This is a genomic window from Aeromonas sp. 600886, assembly GCF_049174935.1.
Classification (GTDB): Bacteria; Pseudomonadota; Gammaproteobacteria; order Enterobacterales; family Aeromonadaceae; genus Aeromonas; species Aeromonas veronii_A.
In genome coordinates this window covers 20,400-35,691 of the sequence record NZ_JAAKUB010000017.1, presented here as the reverse complement: position 1 = coordinate 35,691, position 15,292 = coordinate 20,400, and the positions used below count along the sequence as shown (strand labels likewise).

Here is a 15,292-nt window from a genome sequence, read left to right as displayed (position 1 = left end):
TCGGGCGGGGGCGACAACGCCACTGTTAAGGGGTTGCCAATTATGACGAACTGGTCATCCGATGTTACACTTCTCCGGTGTGATCCATCCGCACGATACTCATAATAATAAGAGTCAGGAAGCCCTCATGAAGTCTCAAGCATCCTATCCCGTCATTCCCGTCAACCAGCTGAAACCCGGCATGTATGTCATTGCTATCGCCAGCCAGACAGGTGGGATGGAGATCGCCCAGATGGGCTTGGTGACCAGCGTGGCGCAAATTGCCAATCTGGTGCGTCAGGGGGTGCTCACGGTACGCATCGATCTGGCCCGCAGCAAGCTGGGCAGTACCGAGAGTGACGCCGTTACCTCCCCCGATCTCAATGCCAACAGCGCCCAGGTAGGGCGCCGGGCCAGTGCCAACGGCGAAGGACGGGAGCTTAAAATCCGCCGCCTCTATCAGGAAGCGCGCGAGCTGCAAGGCAAGTTCATTCGCCACCTCAAAGCGGGTGAGCCCATCGACATCACTCCGCTCGCCGAAGTCGCCGAGGAGATGGTGGACACCATGTTCACCCATGGCGATGCCATGCTCTGCCTGGCCCGTATTCGTGCCAAGGATGCCTATCTGATGGAGCACTCCATGAACGTGGCCATCCTGCTGGCCAACTTCGGCCGTTATCTGGGGCTGGAGCGCAGCGTGCTCAAGGAGTTGACTCTGGGAGGGCTGTTGCACGACGTGGGCAAGATCATGACGCCGGACGAGGTGCTCAACAAACCGGGCAAGCTGACCGACGAGGAGTTTGCCATCATGCGCCAGCATGTGGTGCATAGCTACGACATTCTCCGCAATACCCCCGGCATCACCCCAACCATGCTGGAAGTAGCCGCCAACCACCACGAGCGGCTCGATGGTACTGGCTACCCGCAGCGGCTGAAGGGGGATGAACTCTCCCTCTATACCCGCATGAGCGGTGTTGTCGATGTCTATGACGCAGTAACTGCCGACAGAGTCTACAAGGCTGGCATGCAACCCACCCAGGCCTTTCGCATTCTGCTAAAGGGAGTCAACCAGCACTTCGATGCCGAACTGGTCACCAAGTTCATCAAGTGCATGGGGGTCTATCCGGTGGGAACGCTGGTACAGCTTTCAAACCAGCGGTTGGCCATCGTGATGCAGCGCAACGAGCAGCAGCCGCTCAAGCCGGTGGTCAAGGTGATCTATCACGCTTCCCAGCGCCACTACCTCGATGTGCAGTGGCTGGATCTGGCCAGATCGAGTGTGAAGGAGAGCATCGAGTGCACGGTCGACCCCAAAGAGTTTGGCATCAACCTCACCAACTTCTTCTAACTCTGTCCTCACGACTGGCGCTGGCTATCGAGCCAGTGCCGGATCAGAAACTCCTCATCCAACGGCGAGAGATCGAAACGCAGGCTGGCCTCTTCGATGGCGGCGATATCGTACTGGTGGTGCTCACTGAGCCAGCGCACCGCACGTCGCAGATCTTCACCATGGGGGAGCAGCAGATGGTCGCTCATGGGATACCTCCGGTAGATCGCAAGGCAGCCAGCGCATCTGACTGCCTATTACAAGTCTAGTCGGTCAATCCCAATCCCCTCCTGCGTCTCCTCACCCTCCCCCATCTGTCACTGCAATCAGGCAATCAGCGACCGAAAGCGCGCTGCCAATCCTGATCGAACTTCACCAGCGCCGCATCCACCGCTGGCACGTTCATCAGCTGCTCCGCCACATCGAGCGGCAGAGTGATGGACTGGCAACCCACCAGCAGGCAGTCGAGCGCCTGGCGCGGGGTACGGAACGATGCCGCCAGCACCTTGCTGTTCGGCGCGTGCAGCGCAAGCAGCTGTTGCAGCTCCTGCACGGTGGCGATGCCGTCACCCCCCTGGGCATCCAGCCGGTTGACGTAGGGCGCCACGTACTCTGCCCCCGCCACCGCCGCCAGCCAACCCTGCAGCGGGGTATAGACAGCGGTGCCCAAAGTCGGCACACCGTTGGCGGTCAGGCTCTTGATGGCCGCCAGCCCCTCTGCGCATACCGGGATTTTGATCACCAGATCCGGGTCCAGCTCACGCAGAGCGAACGCCTCGCGCACCATCTCGGTTTCGGTTTTGGCCATCACCTGGGCAAACAGGCGCGCCTTGGGCCCCAGCACATCGCGCAAGGCGGGCAGCAGCTCACAGAGCGGCAATCCCCCGGCGGCGGTAATGGAAGGATTGGTGGTGACACCGGCCAACGGCAGGATCCGTGACCAGCGACGCACTGCCGCCACATCGGCGGTATCGAGATACAGCTCCATCTCTAACTCCTTAACGGGATGTTCAATATATCGCCATTCTAGCGAGAAAACATCTGCAAACAGCTTGATCGAAATCAAATCAACTTTCGAATGAAAGTAAATAGAATGCAAATACAAAAGGAGGCGGTATGATTTTCGACCTGCAACGATATTCAACTCACGATGGCCCCGGCATTCGCACCCTGGTGTTTCTCAAGGGGTGCTCGCTGGCCTGTCGCTGGTGTCAAAACCCGGAAAGCCGCTCTCCCAAGCCGGACATACTACTCGACCGGCGCCAGTGCATCGAGGGATGCCAGCTCTGCAGCCAGGCTTGTCCGGCAATCTTGCGTGACAGCGAGGGCATCCAGCTCAGCCGTTCTGCCCTCAAGGCCGATGATATGGAACGGCTGCGCGGCCTCTGCCCAAGCGAAGCGCTGCAGGTGTGCGGCCGCGATGAAACCCTGGATACCCTGATGGACACCATCTTGCGGGATCGCCCCTTCTTCGAGCGCAGCGGCGGTGGCGTCACCCTCTCAGGTGGCGAACCGTTTATGCAGCCCGAATTTGCTGCCAACCTGCTGGCCCGCTGCAAGGCCGAAGGGCTGCACACCGCGGTCGAGAGCTGCCTGCATGTGCCCTGGCACCAGATTGAGCAAAGCCTTCCCTCACTGGATCTGCTGCTGGCGGACCTCAAACACGTGGATAAAGAACGTTTCTTCCACTGGACCCGCGGCAAGGTGGAGTTGCCCATCGCGAACCTCAAGCGCCTCGCCGAGCGCGGCGTGCCGATGCAGATCCGGGTGCCACTCATTCCCGGCTTCAATGCCGACCACGCATCGATCGAAGCCATCACCGACACTGCTGCCAGCCTCGGCACGGTGCAGGAGATCCACTTCCTCCCCTACCACACGCTGGGGATGGGCAAATATGCCCTGCTGGATCTGCCCTATCAGGCGCCTGAGACACCGTTTGACGACCCCGATTTACTCCACTTTGCCCACGCATACGCCCAACGTCAGGGGCTGACCCCTGTGACCAGAGGATAAGATCATGACCCAGCTCGACCTCAATACCCTGAGCCCGCGGATCCGCGCCCACAAAGAGAGCCTGATCCACATCGTTCAGCCACCGGTCTGTACCGAGCGGGCCCGCCACTATACCGAGGCCTATCAGACTCATCTCGCCCGGCCGCTGCCGGTGCGCCGCGCCCTGGCTCTGGCCCATCACCTCAAGGAACGCACCATCTGGATCAAGCACGACGAGCTGATCGTCGGCAATCAGGCCAGTCAGGTACGGGCGGCGCCGCTCTTTCCCGAATACACGGTGAGCTGGATTGAGAAGGAGGTCGACGAGCTGGCAGATCGCCCCGGCGCCGGTTTTGCAGTCAGCGAAACCGACAAGGCGATCATCCACGCCCTCACCCCCTTCTGGCGCGGCCAGACGGTGCAGGATCGCTGCTTCGGCCTCTTTACCGACGAGCAGAAAGCGCTGCTGGAGAGCGGCATCATCAAGGCCGAGGGCAACATGACCTCGGGGGATGCCCACCTCGCGGTCAACTATGAGGAGCTGCTCACGCTGGGGCTCGATGGCTTCAAGGCCAAGGTGGCCGAGCGCCGCAGTCGGCTGGATTTGGCGGATTGGGCCGATCTGCTGCGCGAGCAGTTCCTGCACGCCGTCGCCATCACTCTGGATGCGGTCAGCGCTCACATCTCGCGCTACGCCGCACTTGCCCATGATATGGCAGCACAAGAATCTCGCCCCGAGCGCCGAAACGAGCTTGAGACCATCGCGCTCAACTGCGCCCACATCGCCCACCAGCCCCCCGAGACCTTCTGGCAGGCGCTGCAGCTCTGCTACTTTATCCAGCTCATCCTGCAGATCGAATCCAACGGTCACTCGGTGTCGTTTGGCCGGATGGATCAGTACCTCTACCCCTGGTATCGCCGCGAGGTGGAATTGTCGGAATCCCTGCCTCGGACGCGCGCCATCGAGCTGCTGCAAGGGTGCTGGCTCAAGTTGCTGGAGGTGAACAAGATCCGCTCCGGCACCCACTCCAAGGCATCCGCCGGCAGCCCGCTCTATCAGAACGTCACCATCGGCGGCCAGAACTGGCGGGATGGTGCAGCCCATGACGCGGTCAATGGCCTCTCCTACGCGATTCTGGAGTCCTGTGGCCAGCTGCGCTCCACCCAGCCCAACCTCTCGGTGCGCTACCACGCCGGGATGAGCGAGGATTTCCTCGACGCCTGCATTCAAGTGATCCGCTGCGGCTTTGGCATGCCCGCCTTCAACAACGACGAGGTGGTGATCCCCGAGTTCATCAAGCTCGGGGTGAGCGTGGAGGATGCCCACCACTACGCCGCCATCGGCTGCATCGAGACCGCCGTGCCCGGCAAGTGGGGCTACCGCTGCACCGGCATGAGCTTTATCAACTTCGCCCGCATCCTGCTGGCCTCCCTTGATGGTGGCCGCGATGCCACCACCGGCAAGGTCTTCCTGCCCCAATCCCAGTCGCTGCGGGAAGGGACCTTTGGCAACTTTGACGAGGTGATGGCCCGTTGGGATGAGCAGGTGCGCTACTTCACCCGCAAATCCATCGAGATCGACTGCGTGGTCGACAGCGTGCTGGAGGCTCAAGCCCATGACATCCTCTGCAGCACGTTGGTGGATGACTGCATCGAACGCGGCAAGACCATCAAGGAGGGGGGCGCCGTCTATGACTGGGTCTCAGGTCTGCAGGTGGGGATCGCCAACCTTGGTAACAGCCTGGCTGCCCTAAAGAAACTGGTGTTCGAACAGGGGATAGTGGATCAGCAAGAGCTGGCCGAAGCACTCGAGCAAGATTTTTCAGGACTGGCGGGGGAGCAGCTGCGCCAGCGCCTCACCAATGCCGCCCCCAAATATGGCAACGATCTGGATGAGGTAGACATGCTGCTGGTAAAGGCTTACCAGAGCTACATCGACGAGCTCAAGGGGCTGCACAACACCCGCTTCGGCCGCGGCCCCATCGGCGGTACCTACTATGCGGGCACCTCCTCCATCTCCGCCAACGTGCCGTTCGGTGCCGCCACCATGGCCACCCCGGATGGTCGCCATGCCCGCACGCCGCTGGCGGAAGGGGCCAGCCCCTCCTCGGGTTCTGATCGTCTCGGCCCGACGGCGGTGTTCAACTCCATCGGTAAGCTGCCCACGGCGGCCATCCTCGGCGGGGTGCTGCTCAACCAGAAGCTGAGCCCTGCGAGCCTTGAGAACGAGCGGGACAAGGCCAAACTGATGAGCCTGCTGCGCACCTTCTTCGAGGTGCACAAGGGATGGCACGTGCAGTACAACATCGTCTCGCGCGAGACCCTGCTGGCGGCCAAGGCCAATCCGGATCAATACCGGGATCTGGTGGTACGGGTGGCGGGCTATTCGGCCTTCTTCACCGCCTTATCCCCGGATGCGCAAGATGATATCATCGCCCGCACCGAGCACAGTCTCTGACGGGGCGCTCCCCATGGCGCCTGTGACGTCATATGATTGGCAAGCCACCCCATGGGTGGCTTGCCGCTATCCAACACCTTCTATGTGAGCGCACCATGAATCCACGCCACCAACTGATCCTCACTCTGGTCCATCAGGCTCGCAAGATGAGCGTGAGTGAACTCTCCCGACACACCGGCGTGTCTGAGGTGACGGTGCGCAACGACCTCACCGCGCTGGAGAAGCAGGGACTGCTCAGACGGGTACACGGCTCGGCCATGGCGCTGGAGACCGATGACCCGGATGCCCGGATGAATATCAATTACCTGCTCAAGGAGCGCCTCGCCGAGCGGGCCGCCCAGCTAGTGAAAGATGGCGAAACGGTCTTTATCGAAGGGGGCAGCGCCAACGCCATGCTGGCGCGCCATCTGGCCCTGCACAAACGGGTCACCATTATCACCATCAGCAGCTATATCGCCCATCTGCTCAAAGACACCCCGGCTCAGGTGGTGCTGCTCGGCGGGCTGTTCCAGCATCAGAGCGAGAGCGTGGTAGGGCCGCTCACTCGCCTCTGCATCGAGCAGGTGCACTTCTCCAAGGCCTTTATCGGGGTGGATGGCTTTCATCCCGAGATGGGTTTCACCGGCCGCGACATGATGCGGGCCGACGTGGTCAACAGCGTGCTGGCCAAGGGGATGACCAATGTGGTGATCACCGACAGCAGCAAATTTGGCGCCATCCACCCGAGTCAGCTTGGCGCGCCGGGCCAGATCAACGTGCTGGTTACCGATGATGCCCTGCCCGCCCCCATGCGGGCCACCCTGGCCGCACGCGGCATCACAGTGCACTGCGTCTCTGCCTGAATCGCACCTGGCCCCCGTTGCCGGGTTGCTCCCCCGCCGGTCGGCTTGACGGCGCCCACCCTGGCGGGGGTATGCTCGTCCTCTTTTGGCCTCTCATGGCAGAGGCCACAGACCGAAGGACACCGCATGCACACCAAAGACAAGTTTTTGGCCGCTCTGGTCATCCTCTGCTGGGGGCTTAACTTCGTGGCCATCAAGTGGGGGCTGGAGGGGAGCCCCCCACTGCTGCTGGGTGCGCTGCGCTTTATCGGCGTGGTCTTCCCCGCCATCTTGCTGGTACCCAAACCCGCCATGCCCTGGCGCTGGCTGCTGGCCTATGGCGGCGCCATCAGCCTCGGTCAATTCGCATTTTTGTTCAGTGCCATGAAATTCGGCATGCCCGCAGGTATGGCCTCGCTGGTGCTGCAATCCCAGGTGGTATTCACCCTGCTTTTTGCAATGATCTGGCTGGGGGAGCGCTGGCAATCCCACCACTGGGTGGCGCTGCCCTTGGCGGGATTCGGCCTCTATCTCATCGCCACTCACGGTGAAGGCAACCTGACCCTGTTAGGGTTTGTCCTGACGCTGTGTGCCGCCGCCTGTTGGGGCCTTGGCAACGTCATCAATCGCCAGATTGGTCTGCGCTACCAGACCACGCTGCCGAGCCTGATCGCCTGGGGCGGTCTGGTGCCCATCCTGCCATTTTTCGCCCTCTCCTGGCTGTTCGAAGGGCCGGAGCTGATGGCCAGCAGCCTGCGCGACTTCAGCTGGCAGGGATTGCTGTGCGTGCTCTATCTCTCGTATGTCGCGACCTGGCTGGGTTACGGCCTGTGGGGACGACTGCTGATGCGCTATCCGGTGGCGCAGGTGGCACCGCTCTCCCTGCTGATCCCCTGTGTCGGCATGGTCACGGCAGCGCTGCTGCTCGATGAACATCCAACACCCTTGCAGTGGCTGGGCTCAGCTCTGGTGCTGCTCGGCTTTGTGGTCCATCTGCTGGGTAGCCGACTGCGCTGGTTCAAACTACAGAGAGCGACATGATGAGCGCCTGCCCATTTACGCTATTTCATTGACCTGACAGGATAAAATTTCCATGATGAGCCAGTCCCCATCGGGACTGACATCACCAGTGTGTGATCTGCAGGAAGCAGACTTCAGGAGAGCAAGGACATGCCATCGACCATCATCGCCGGGGAGCGCCGACTCTCCCCTATCATTCGCGCCACCGCCATCACCCTGACCCTGTGCTGGAGCCCGTTTGGCTGGAGTGCCACGCTGCCCGCTGACTTGAAGTGGGAGAGCAACAACCAGGATCCTCTCTATGCCGATCCGGCCGCCAAGCGCGGCGGCACCTTTCGCACCTTTATGACCAGCTTCCCCCTGACCCTGCGCAAATATGGCCCCGACTCCAACGGCGGCTTTGCCGGTTACGTGCGGGAAACCAACCTGCCACTGCTGAGCACTCATCCCGTCACCGGCAACCCCATGCCGATGCTGGCAAACGAGTGGGCCTTCGGCGCCGACAACAAGACCCTCTATTTTCGCATCAATCCCAAGGCACGCTGGTCAGATGGCCAACCGGTCACCGCCGATGACTGGCTCTTTACCCTCAAGATGATGCGCAGCAAGGAGATCAACGACCCCTGGTACAACAACTACTACAGCACCCAGATAGCAGACATAACCAAGTTTGATGATCACACCCTGGCCATCACCAGCGGCACCGAAAAGAGCCGCCAGGATCTGCTCGAATCGCTGCCCATCAGCCCGGAGCCGAGCCACGCCATCAAGCTCACCGCCAACTGGGTCAAGGAGTACAACTGGAAGGTGTTGCCGGTCACCGGTCCCTATCAGATCGATCAGGTGAAAAAGGGCAAATCGGTCACCTTCAAGCGGATTGAAAACTGGTGGGGGGATGACGAGCGCTACTTCCAGCATCGCTTCAATCCTGCGCGGATCGAGATCAAGGTGCTCAGGGCTCTGAACATCGCCTGGCAGCACTTCCTGCGCGGCGATCTCGACAGCTTCCCGCTGGTGATCCCCAACTGGTGGCACGACAAGACCAACACCGCCGAGTTCGAGAAGGGGTATATCGAGCGGCGCTGGTTCTACAACCAGACCCCGCAACCGCCGATGGGGCTCTATCTCAACACCGCCGATCCGCTGCTGCGCAATCTCGATGTTCGCCTCGGCATCCAGCATGCCCTCAATTTCGACAGAATGCTCGCTACCCTACTGCGGGGGGATTACCAACGCCTCAACAGCTATGGCTCAGGTCAGGGGGAGTTTACCAACAGCGAGATCAAGGCCCGTCCGTTCGATCCCCAACTGGCACGGGAATACTTTGCCAAGGCAGGCTTTAACAAAGTGGGGCCGCAGGGGATTTTGCAAAACGACAAGGGGCAGTCACTGACCCTCGCCATCACCTACACCACCGCAGAGCACGCCCAGCGGCTCACACTGCTGCGGGAAGAGGCCAAAAAGGCGGGGCTTAATCTGGAGCTCAACCTGATGGATGCATCGGCCGGTTTCAAATCGATGCTGGAGAAAAAGCACCAGAGCGCCTGGATGGCCTGGGCGGGTAGCCGCTATCCCGCCTATTGGGAGTTCTTCCACAAGGTCAACGCCAACAAGCCCCAGACCAACAACATCATGAACATCGATGACGACGCCATCACAGCCTTGGTGGAGCAGTATGACAAGGAGTTCGACTTTGCCAAAAAAGCGGCCCTGTCACGGCAGATCCAGCAGCGGCTCTATGAGCTGGCCAGCTTCGTGCCTGCATATCAGGTGCCCTACATCCGGGAAGGGGCATGGCGCTGGGTCAAACTGCCAAAAGTACCAGCAACGCCCAAGAGCGAGCAGCTCTATTGGCCACTCGGTGGCGACAACAGCGGTTACAGCTATGGCGGTCTGCTGTGGATCGATGAAGAGCTAAAATCCGAGACCAGGGCAGCCATCAAGAGTGGCAAGACTTTCCCGGCCGAGCCCATCATCGACACCATCTATCGCCAGCCCTGATAGCCACAACTCGTTTGGCAAACAGACCTAAAACAAAGACCCCGCCAGATAGCGGGGTCTTTGTTGGCAACCGGTGTTGCGAATAGCTCGGTGATCAGCCGCGTTTGGCCTGCTTCTCGGCAATGGCGTCAGCCACGTCAGCCGGCTCCAGTACGATGCCTTCCTGATCCGGGGTCGGGAACACGGCAACACACAGCTCGTCCTGCTCCATGCCGTCAATCCACCGCTCCAGCCACACCTTGAGGGTGATGGACTGTGGTTTGCAATCGGCCCACTCGCCTTCGGCCCACGCCTTGGCGTACTCCGGGTGCGGCCATACCGGGATGCAATCTTCATCGTCGGTGGTCAGCATCATGACGCCATGCTCGTCAGTGAGGACGAACAGCTCTTCATGCTCGACCAGCTTGCTGATGAAGTGATCGTAACGGTAGTCAGCGTTCAGTTGCAGCGCGGCATTGCGCTCGGTGTCGCTCAGTTCATAGCTCATTGGCCAAGTCTCTCTCTCGATAAAGGGCGCCATGTTCACATCTTGTGGTCAGCTTGTCCAGCTTGCCGCCTCCTGACTCCCGTCGGGGAAACAGCAACGCTCATAAGGATAGAGCAGGGCGGCGAATAAAACGTCTCACCCACCTTCCAGACCTGATTAAAAGGTCGGGGTGATCAGCTCTACATCAGGTTGCTCGCTCAACTTCTGTCGCAGCCAGTAGGCAGACTCTACTTCGACGAAACAGAGTTGATCCCGACCGTCAGCCGCACTTTTCATCAACTGCTCAAATCGCTGCTGTTGTTGTTGCTCCCAGAGAGCGGCAAGCTTTTCGCCATGGGCCTCATCCACCACTTCGCGACGAAGTTCGAACAAATTATCTGTGATCGGGCTGTTGATCTTGCCCGCGCTATGCCAGTACATCTGCAAGTTGTCCATCATCTCGGTGTCGTAGTTGGCCAGCGCATCCAGCTCCGCAGTCGCCCCTTCCTGACCAGATATAAAATCGCACCAACCGGCATCGAGATTTGCCAGCTCGCGGGCGCGAGCCCCTTTAGCATGTTTGCGAAGATGGGTAATGTCGCCCCCCTTGCGGGCAGGTAGCCACACCTCTCCCTCATGGCCCTCCAACAAGGAGGTCAGCAAGGAGACTGGGTAAACAGGGAAAGTGGCGGTGTGTGAATGCAGCAGGGATACCAGCGTGATCTTGACCATGAGCAATACCTTGGACTGGGCGAACAGCCGCCAATGGACCGTCCGATATAAAGAATTCCCCTATCCTACCACGTTTGGTCCGGCTCGGCCCTTGGCGAAGCTGTCAGCCAACCATCTGATTACGCCGAAAAAAACAGCATTTGAAACGCAGCATCCAGCCAAAGATCAATAATTTGAGCCAGCGCCCACTAAAGTGGATCCGGGGATGCTAGTTTGCATACATCTTTAGCGTAAGGAGTAAATCCATGATTGGGATCGACCAGGTTTCTAACGAATTCGTGAACGATTTGAAAATACTGGCATGCTTTGATCCGGCCAACATGAGCCTAGGGATTAAATTACGCAGCGATATGTCTGAAGAGTTGTGCCAGGCGGCAGCCCGTCTGCACCAACAGGGGCTCATCAGCGCAGAAGATGGCGGCTATCTCACCCCGTTTGGCATGACCATGGTTGAACACCTGCAACATCTGCTGGTTGCACTCAAACCGCTTTGACCGGCTGTGGTGCCCAAAGTGAAAAGTTGAGTAGCTCCCAGCGCTCCCCTTGGTGAAGATGACAGGCAAACAGCAAAGGACCTTCGGGTCCTTTTACTTTACCATCCACCAGCCACTCCCCCTCCCTTTCAGGGACCAGTCGCGCATTCACCTCATCAGGTTACTGTGCAGTGCCCATCCGGATCTGGACAAATTGCTGGCAGATCACCTGCGCTTCCATCGCGGATTGAACCGGTACCGGCGTATCTGAAGTCGGAGTCAAGGTGGCAGCAAGCAAGAGCGATAGCAGCATGATTCAGCACATGAGAGTCAGTAGCAGAAGCCAGATAAACAAAAAGCCGTGGCACCAGAGGTACCACGGCTTTCTTAAATTCTGTAAGAATTACAGAGCGGTTACGTTCTCAGCCTGCGGGCCTTTCTGACCTTGGGTCACAGAGAACTGTACGCGCTGACCTTCAGCCAGGGTACGGAAACCGTTACCTTGAATGGCGCTGAAGTGAACGAAAACGTCCGGGCCGTTTTCTTGCTGGATGAAGCCAAAACCTTTGGTTTCGTTGAAAAACTTAACGGTACCGGTGATCATGTTAGACATATCTTTTAAACCTGTATTCAAAATAATTACTTATGCTTTTCAGCGGGTAAAGCTCAAAAAACGGGATTAACTTATGAACAACAGGACAAGATGTGAAACATCGTATTCATTGACATAACTATCGCCCTTTCAAGCTGGTTTGGATTATACGTGGCTTTGTAGATTACGCAAACAAATTTGTGCCCTGCCAATGACAGGGCACAAACCGTTATAAGGTGGCTGCTTCCAACGCTTCGACCAGCGCTCTGAGAAAACGAGCCGCCTCCCCGCCAGTACAGGCTCTGTGGTCAAATGTCATCGACAGCGGCAATGCCCTGACGGGACGCGCTTCACCATGGATGAACACCACTTTTTCGAACAGTTTGCCAGCCCCTATGATGGCCACCTGCGGCGGCGTGACGATGGGGCTAGCATAGCGGCCTGCGATGGCACCGAAGTTGGTGAGCGTAATGGTCGCCCCCTGCAACATCTCGCGCGGCACGGCGCGCGCCTTCACATCGGCGATCATCCGATCCAGGCCCAGCCGGATATCCGCCCCCTCCCGCTCGGCCACATTCTCCATCACCGGCACATAAAGGCCATGCTTTGAATCCACCGCGATGGCCACATTGACCTCTTTGAACAGCCGCCGTGACAGGGTGTCGCCATCAAACCAGGCATTCATCGAGGGCTCGGCGCGGCACGCCACGCCAATGGCCTTGATAAGGCGCACCGTCACATCCTCATCAGGGCGCCAGTGACGCAAATCCACCTCATCGGTGATGCTGACCGGCACCACAGTCTGATGAGAGAGCTCCATCGCCTTGGCCATGGCCCGCCGTGACCCTTTGAGGAATTCGTTGCCACTGCTTTGCTGGACCTCGAATGCCTGCTGCACATCCAGCTCGGTCACCATGCAGCCGCTGCCACTTCCCTTGATCCGGTCGATTTCCAGACCCAGCTTCTGCGCCAGCAGGCGCACGGCAGGCATCGCTTGCACCAGCGATCCCCCCGGGGCAATGGCCCCCACCACGAAGTGATCCTCGATATGTTGCTGATGGGCGCTCACCTTGCCCACCACGGTGCCATCATCTTCGCCACCCTCGAACTCCACCAGCGGCGCACCGATATGGAGGATATCCCCTTCGGCGCCGCAGAGACGGGCAATCACCCCGGCCACCGGAGAAGGCACATCCACCAGCGCCTTGGCCGTTTCCACCGACAAGAGCACCTGATCGACCGCAACGGTATCACCGGCACTCACCTTCCATTCGACGATCTCGGCTTCGGCCAACCCTTCACCCAGATCCGGTAATTTGAAAAATTTCATAGCCACTGGTTCTCCATCAGCTGGTGAGCGGCATCGGCGATATCCTGCTCGGTGATGAGGTAATACGCTTCGTTGCGATAGTAGGGAACGGCGGCATCCACCCCGGTCAGCCGTTTGGGCGGCGCCTTGAGGCTGGGGAGTGCCTGCTCGGTCACCCGCGCCACAATTTCGGCCCCGACTCCGAAGCTGCCACACGCTTCATGCACCACCAGCAAGCGGCCGGTCTTGCGCACCGAAGTGAGGATGGTCTCCATATCCAGCGGCTTGATGGTGGCCAGATCCAGCACCTCGCACTGGATATCCTGCTCGGCCAGCAGGTTCGCCGCCCGCATCACCTCCTGAATGCAGGCCCCCCAGGCCACTACCGTGATATCCCGGCCCGGGCGCAGGGTGAAGCAGACATCCAGCGGCAGGCCGACACCGTCATCCACCACCTCGGATTTCATCGAGCGATAGATGCGGTCCGGTTCAAAAAACATCACGGGATCCGGATCTCGGATGGCCGAGAGCAGCAGGCCATAGGCGCGTCTCGGGCTGGAGGGGATCACTACCCGTAGCCCAGGGATATGGGCAAACAGCGCCTCGACACTCTCGCTGTGATGCTCCGGCGAATGGATGCCTGCGCCATAGGGGGAGCGATAGACGAGGGGACAGGAGAGGCGGCCACGGGTGCGGTTTCGCATCCGCGCCGCCTGACAGATGATCTGCTCCATCCCGGGGAAGATGAAGCCTTGAAACTGGAACTCAGCCACCGGCTTGAGCCCCTGGGTCGCCATGCCGACCGCCACCCCGGCGATCAGCCCCTCGGCCAGCGGCGTGTCGATCACCCGCTTGAAACCGAACTTGTCGCGCAGGCCCACGGTGGCGCGAAACACCCCGCCGTTGACCCCGACATCCTCGCCGAGCACCACCACATCCGGGTCATGCTCCATCTCGTAGTGAAGGGCCATGTTGACCGCTTCCAGCAAACTGATCTCACTCATGGCCAACCTCCTGCTTCATCCCCTTGGCAATCACTCGCTCGCGCTGGGGCATGAGTTCGGCGGGCAGGCTGGCATAGTGATAATCGAGCATCGCCTCCGGCGGCTGGGGCGCCATCGTCTCATAACGGGCGACCGCCTGCTCTACCTCTCGGGTAGCCTCCGCCAGCAGGCTCTGCTCCTGCTCTTCATCCCACCAGCCTTTGCTATGCATAAACTGGCGCAGCCGCTTGACCGGCTCCTTGGCCCAGGCGGCCTCGACCTCGGCCCCATCGCGATAGCGAGTGGCATCGTCGGCCGTGGTGTGATCGCCGAGGCGATAACTGACCGCCTCGATCAAAGTCGGCCCCTTGCCGCTGCGGGCCCGTTCGACGGCACTGCGGGCAGCATCGTAAACCGCCACCACATCGTTGCCATCCACCTGCAGGCTGCGCACCCCGGCACCAATCCCCTTTTGGGCCAGCGTTGGGGCGCTCGATTGCAGCTTGCGTGGCACCGAGATCGCCCACTGGTTGTTGTTGACGATGATGACCATCGGCAGGTGCCATACCCCTGCGCAGTTCAGCCCCTCCAGAAAATCCCCCTTGGAGGTACCGCCATCGCCGATGGTGACCACGGCGACGCGCTGTTGATTACGCAGTTTGAAGGCAGACGCAATGCCGCAGGCATGGGTGATCTGGGTGGCGATGGGGACGCAGATGGGGAGATCTTCAGAGGGACTCCCATCAGGTTTGAGAAAATAACTGCCCCGCTCGTCACCACCCCAATATTGCAGGTTCTTCTCCATCGGCACGCCCCGCACATAGAGGGTGGGCATGTCCCGATAGTAGGGGACGTAGACATCCTGCGGCTGCATGGCCAGACCGATGCCAATCCCCACGGCTTCTGCGCCGAGATGGGAGGGAAAAGTACCGAGTTTGCCGGTTCGTTGCAGCGCAATCGCTTTTTTGTCATAGCTGCGCACCATCACCATATTGCGGTAGAAAGTGTGCAGTATCGCCTTGTCCAGCCAGGTCGGTAAGGTGGCGACCGGGCACCCTTCCGCATCGAGGTAACGAAGGAAAGGGATGTCGACATGGGTCATAACTGGCTCCTTGCCGTTGTAGACGTCACCGATGCTG

At 59.8% G+C, this 15,292-nt stretch carries 16 protein-coding genes and 1 pseudogene; 8 read left to right on the top strand and 9 right to left on the bottom strand.

The window, feature by feature from the left end:
• Positions 1 to 127: 127 nt before the first annotated feature.
• Positions 128 to 1,327 (top strand): HD-GYP domain-containing protein, encoded by a 1,200-nt coding sequence (locus G5179_RS13790; protein ID WP_421231558.1) that lies wholly within the window; start codon positions 128 to 130, stop codon positions 1,325 to 1,327.
• Between the two features lie 8 nt (positions 1,328 to 1,335).
• Here the strand turns inward: G5179_RS13790 and G5179_RS13785 are convergent, their stop codons facing one another.
• Complete coding sequence (locus tag G5179_RS13785) at positions 1,336 to 1,515, bottom strand: hypothetical protein (RefSeq protein ID WP_216954119.1); 180 nt, start codon at positions 1,513 to 1,515, stop codon at positions 1,336 to 1,338.
• A gap of 125 nt (positions 1,516 to 1,640) precedes the next feature.
• Positions 1,641 to 2,294, bottom strand: coding sequence for a fructose-6-phosphate aldolase (fsa, locus tag G5179_RS13780; protein WP_421173088.1), 654 nt, complete (start codon positions 2,292 to 2,294; stop codon positions 1,641 to 1,643).
• Positions 2,295 to 2,422: 128 nt separating this feature from the next.
• On the opposite strand from fsa, the gene G5179_RS13775 reads away from it, so the two are divergent.
• The 5 genes from G5179_RS13775 (at position 2,423) to G5179_RS13755 (ending at position 9,598) form a co-directional block, all read left to right on the top strand.
• Positions 2,423 to 3,319 (top strand): glycyl-radical enzyme activating protein, encoded by an 897-nt coding sequence (locus tag G5179_RS13775; RefSeq protein WP_216954122.1) that lies wholly within the window; start codon positions 2,423 to 2,425, stop codon positions 3,317 to 3,319.
• A 4-nt stretch (positions 3,320 to 3,323) separates the two neighbouring features.
• The gene (locus tag G5179_RS13770) at positions 3,324 to 5,756 is read left to right on the top strand and encodes a formate C-acetyltransferase/glycerol dehydratase family glycyl radical enzyme (protein ID WP_421258557.1); all 2,433 of its coding nucleotides are present in this window, start codon (positions 3,324 to 3,326) and stop codon (positions 5,754 to 5,756) included.
• Positions 5,757 to 5,851: 95 nt separating this feature from the next.
• A complete protein-coding gene (locus tag G5179_RS13765) occupies positions 5,852 to 6,598 on the top strand; it encodes a DNA-binding transcriptional regulator YciT (RefSeq protein WP_266133771.1) in 747 nt (248 codons plus the stop codon).
• A 126-nt stretch (positions 6,599 to 6,724) separates the two neighbouring features.
• Positions 6,725 to 7,618 (top strand): EamA family transporter, encoded by an 894-nt coding sequence (locus G5179_RS13760; RefSeq protein ID WP_421258556.1) that lies wholly within the window; start codon positions 6,725 to 6,727, stop codon positions 7,616 to 7,618.
• A gap of 129 nt (positions 7,619 to 7,747) precedes the next feature.
• Complete coding sequence (locus G5179_RS13755; protein ID WP_421258555.1) at positions 7,748 to 9,598, top strand: extracellular solute-binding protein; 1,851 nt, start codon at positions 7,748 to 7,750, stop codon at positions 9,596 to 9,598.
• Between the two features lie 94 nt (positions 9,599 to 9,692).
• Here G5179_RS13755 and G5179_RS13750 read toward each other — a convergent pair whose 3' ends face one another.
• Complete coding sequence (locus G5179_RS13750) at positions 9,693 to 10,085, bottom strand: DUF2750 domain-containing protein (RefSeq protein WP_227340849.1); 393 nt, start codon at positions 10,083 to 10,085, stop codon at positions 9,693 to 9,695.
• 156 nt (positions 10,086 to 10,241) lie between these two features.
• Positions 10,242 to 10,796, bottom strand: a complete 555-nt coding sequence (locus G5179_RS13745; protein WP_227340850.1) for a hypothetical protein — start codon at positions 10,794 to 10,796, stop codon at positions 10,242 to 10,244.
• Here G5179_RS13745 and G5179_RS13740 point away from each other — a divergent pair.
• Both G5179_RS13740 and G5179_RS13735 read left to right on the top strand, forming a co-directional pair.
• Positions 10,795 to 10,968: a hypothetical protein gene (locus G5179_RS13740; protein ID WP_227340851.1), complete on the top strand. Its 174-nt coding sequence runs from the start codon at positions 10,795 to 10,797 to the stop codon at positions 10,966 to 10,968. The two genes, G5179_RS13745 and G5179_RS13740, sit on opposite strands and share 2 nt — an antisense overlap.
• 73 nt (positions 10,969 to 11,041) lie before the next feature.
• Positions 11,042 to 11,290, top strand: coding sequence for a TIGR02647 family protein (locus G5179_RS13735; protein WP_005334209.1), 249 nt, complete (start codon positions 11,042 to 11,044; stop codon positions 11,288 to 11,290).
• On the opposite strand, the pseudogene G5179_RS13730 reads toward G5179_RS13735, so the two are convergent.
• From G5179_RS13730 to pdhA, 5 genes and pseudogenes are all read right to left on the bottom strand, one after another.
• A pseudogene (locus G5179_RS13730) lies at positions 11,277 to 11,582 on the bottom strand (hypothetical protein). The gene G5179_RS13735 and the pseudogene G5179_RS13730 sit on opposite strands and share 14 nt — an antisense overlap.
• 90 nt (positions 11,583 to 11,672) lie before the next feature.
• Positions 11,673 to 11,882, bottom strand: a complete 210-nt coding sequence (locus G5179_RS13725) for a cold-shock protein (RefSeq protein ID WP_005302803.1) — start codon at positions 11,880 to 11,882, stop codon at positions 11,673 to 11,675.
• A 208-nt stretch (positions 11,883 to 12,090) separates the two neighbouring features.
• Positions 12,091 to 13,191, bottom strand: a complete 1,101-nt coding sequence (locus tag G5179_RS13720; protein WP_421258554.1) for a dihydrolipoamide acetyltransferase family protein — start codon at positions 13,189 to 13,191, stop codon at positions 12,091 to 12,093.
• A complete protein-coding gene (locus G5179_RS13715; RefSeq protein ID WP_021231077.1) occupies positions 13,188 to 14,174 on the bottom strand; it encodes an alpha-ketoacid dehydrogenase subunit beta in 987 nt (328 codons plus the stop codon). The genes G5179_RS13720 and G5179_RS13715 overlap by 4 nt, the downstream gene beginning before the upstream one ends.
• The gene (pdhA, locus tag G5179_RS13710; protein ID WP_203116217.1) at positions 14,167 to 15,255 is read right to left on the bottom strand and encodes a pyruvate dehydrogenase (acetyl-transferring) E1 component subunit alpha; all 1,089 of its coding nucleotides are present in this window, start codon (positions 15,253 to 15,255) and stop codon (positions 14,167 to 14,169) included. Before pdhA ends, G5179_RS13715 begins: the two co-directional genes overlap by 8 nt.
• Positions 15,256 to 15,292 lie beyond the last annotated feature (37 nt).

Coding starts and splice junctions, on each gene's coding strand:
- G5179_RS13790 (WP_421231558.1), top strand. CDS start 128: ATGAAGTCTCAAGCATCCTATCCCGTCATTCCCGTCAACCAGCTGAAA.
- G5179_RS13785 (WP_216954119.1), bottom strand. CDS start 1,515: ATGAGCGACCATCTGCTGCTCCCCCATGGTGAAGATCTGCGACGTGCG.
- fsa (WP_421173088.1), bottom strand. CDS start 2,294: ATGGAGCTGTATCTCGATACCGCCGATGTGGCGGCAGTGCGTCGCTGG.
- G5179_RS13775 (WP_216954122.1), top strand. CDS start 2,423: ATGATTTTCGACCTGCAACGATATTCAACTCACGATGGCCCCGGCATT.
- G5179_RS13770 (WP_421258557.1), top strand. CDS start 3,324: ATGACCCAGCTCGACCTCAATACCCTGAGCCCGCGGATCCGCGCCCAC.
- G5179_RS13765 (WP_266133771.1), top strand. CDS start 5,852: ATGAATCCACGCCACCAACTGATCCTCACTCTGGTCCATCAGGCTCGC.
- G5179_RS13760 (WP_421258556.1), top strand. CDS start 6,725: ATGCACACCAAAGACAAGTTTTTGGCCGCTCTGGTCATCCTCTGCTGG.
- G5179_RS13755 (WP_421258555.1), top strand. CDS start 7,748: ATGCCATCGACCATCATCGCCGGGGAGCGCCGACTCTCCCCTATCATT.
- G5179_RS13750 (WP_227340849.1), bottom strand. CDS start 10,085: ATGAGCTATGAACTGAGCGACACCGAGCGCAATGCCGCGCTGCAACTG.
- G5179_RS13740 (WP_227340851.1), top strand. CDS start 10,795: ATGAGCAATACCTTGGACTGGGCGAACAGCCGCCAATGGACCGTCCGA.
- G5179_RS13745 (WP_227340850.1), bottom strand. CDS start 10,796: ATGGTCAAGATCACGCTGGTATCCCTGCTGCATTCACACACCGCCACT.
- G5179_RS13735 (WP_005334209.1), top strand. CDS start 11,042: ATGATTGGGATCGACCAGGTTTCTAACGAATTCGTGAACGATTTGAAA.
- G5179_RS13725 (WP_005302803.1), bottom strand. CDS start 11,882: ATGTCTAACATGATCACCGGTACCGTTAAGTTTTTCAACGAAACCAAA.
- G5179_RS13720 (WP_421258554.1), bottom strand. CDS start 13,191: ATGAAATTTTTCAAATTACCGGATCTGGGTGAAGGGTTGGCCGAAGCC.
- G5179_RS13715 (WP_021231077.1), bottom strand. CDS start 14,174: ATGAGTGAGATCAGTTTGCTGGAAGCGGTCAACATGGCCCTTCACTAC.
- pdhA (WP_203116217.1), bottom strand. CDS start 15,255: ATGACCCATGTCGACATCCCTTTCCTTCGTTACCTCGATGCGGAAGGG.